Origin of the sequence: Flavobacterium sp. (assembly GCF_024305175.1) — a bacterium.
GTDB lineage: Bacteria > Bacteroidota > Bacteroidia > Flavobacteriales > Flavobacteriaceae > Flavobacterium.
In genome coordinates, this window is record NZ_JAMWYY010000064.1 from 4,807 (window position 1) to 7,327 (window position 2,521).

Here is a 2,521-nt window from a genome sequence, read left to right on the forward strand (position 1 = left end):
GCTGCTACAGCTACCGGCCTTTCGGCAGGTACTTATACAGTAACGGTAACCGATGCCAACGGTTGTACAGATACACAGTCATTTACCATAACACAACCGGTTTCGACAGTGTCGGGTACAACAGTAGTAACCAATGCAGCATGCAATGGTGGTAATACAGGTGCAATAAACCTTACACCAACAGGTGGTACAGGCCCTTATACTTTTGACTGGGGTGGAGGTATAACTACAGAAGACAGGACAGGCCTTGCAGCCGGGACTTATACTGTAACCATAACCGATGCCAACGGATGTACAGGTACAGCATCAGCTACTGTTACTGAGCCTGCTTCGGCAGTATCAGGCACAACTGTGGTAAGCAATGTGGCTTGTAACGGCGGTGCTAACGGTACCATAAACCTTACACCAACAGGTGGTACTGCTCCTTATACCTATATCTGGAACGGTGGTGCAACAACCGAAGACAGGACAGGCCTTACAGCAGGTACTTATACTGTAACCATAACCGATGCCAATGGTTGTACAGGTACAGCATCAGCTACTGTTAATGAGCCTGCTTCTACAGTATCAGGCACAACTGTGGTAACCAATGTTGCTTGTAACGGCGATGCTAACGGTACTATAAACCTTACACCAACAGGTGGTACAGGCCCTTATATTTTTGACTGGGGTGGAGGTATAACTACAGAAGACAGGACAGGCCTTACAGCAGGTACTTATACTGTAACCATAACCGATGCCAATGGTTGTACAGGTACAGCATCAGCTATTGTTACTGAGCCTGCTTCAGCAGTATCAGGCACAACTGTGGTAAGCAATGTGGCTTGTAACGGCGGTGCTAACGGTACTATAAACCTTACACCAACAGGCGGTACTGCTCCTTATACATTTAACTGGGGCGGGGGCGTAACTACAGAAGACAGGACAGGCCTTTCGGCAGGTACTTATTCTGTAACCATAACCGATGCGAATGGCTGTACAGGTACAGTTTCAGCTACTGTTACACAGCCAACTGCCCTTAATGCATCAGCAGTTGTAGATAATAACGCAACATGTGCCGATAATGACGGAGCGGCTACAGTAAGTGTAACAGGCGGTACAGCCGGATATACCTACTTATGGAGTAACGGTGCTGTAACGGCATCTGTTACAGGTCTTTCAGCAGGTACTTATACTGTAACGGTAACCGATGCAAACGGATGTACAGCTACCGACAGTGTAACTATTACAGCCCCTCCTGCGCCATCTGTTTCAGTAACATCACAAGTTAATGTTGCTTGTAACGGAGACAGTAACGGTTCAGCAGATATCACTGTAACAGGCGGTACAGCTCCTTATACTTTTATATGGAGTAATACTGCTGTAACTGAAGATGTTACTAGCCTTATGGCAGGTACTTATACAGTAACGGTAACTGATGCAGGCGGATGCACTGCAACAACTTCTGTAACTATCACAGAGCCAACTGTACTTTCAGCTGCGGGCGTAGCTACTAATGTAAGCTGTAATGGTGGTACAAACGGTGCTGCTGACTTAACAGTAACAGGCGGTACAGCCCCATATACTTTTGTATGGAGTAACAGCGCCGTAACTGAAGATATTACTGACCTTTCAGCCGGAACATATAATGTTACGGTAACTGATGCCAATGGTTGTACAGCTACAGCTTCTGTAGAAGTAACTGAGCCAACAATACTATCAGCCAGTGCTGTAGCTACAAATGCTAGCTGCAACGGCGGTAGTAACGGTACAGCCGACTTAACTGTAACAGGCGGTACAGCAGGTTATACTTATTTATGGAGTAACGGCGCTACTACAGAAGACCTTACAGGCCTTGCAGCGGGTACTTATAATGTAACCGTAACCGATGCTAACGGTTGTACAGCTACAGCTTCTGTAACTGTAACAGAACCAGCTTTGTTACAGGTTAGTACAGTTGTTGATACCAATGTGAGCTGTAATGGCGGCACCACAGGTTCTGCTACAATAAACCTTACAGGTGGTACTTCGCCATTCGAATATGTTATTAATGGCACTACCTGGAGCGGAGTTCCAGATGCAACATTAGCCGTTACAGGCCTTGCAGCCGGAACTTACCCTGTATTTGTAACCGACGCTAACGGTTGTACAGCTACAGGTTCTGTAACTGTAACCCAGCCAACAGCTATTTCAGCCAGCACTGTAGCTACAAGCGTAAGCTGCAACGGTGGCAGCAATGGTAGTATAGATTTAACTGTAACAGGCGGTACAGGTGTTTACACATATCTGTGGAGCAACAGTGCCGTAACTGAAGATATTACTGACGTTGCAGCCGGTACTTATACTGTAACGGTAACTGATGCTAACGGATGTACAGCTACAGCTTCTGTAACGGTAACAGAACCAACTGTACTTTCAGCTGCGGGTGTAGCTACTAATGTTAGCTGCAACGGTGGCAGCAACGGTACTGTTGATTTAACAGTAACCGGCGGTACTGGTACTTATACTTATTTATGGAGCAATGGTGCCACTACACAAGACC

At 46.4% G+C, this 2,521-nt stretch carries 1 pseudogene; it reads left to right on the forward strand.

The annotated features are described in order from the left end of the window. Window positions 1–2,521 (forward strand): annotated as a pseudogene (locus Q0K96_RS12780) (SprB repeat-containing protein); the annotation flags it as partial.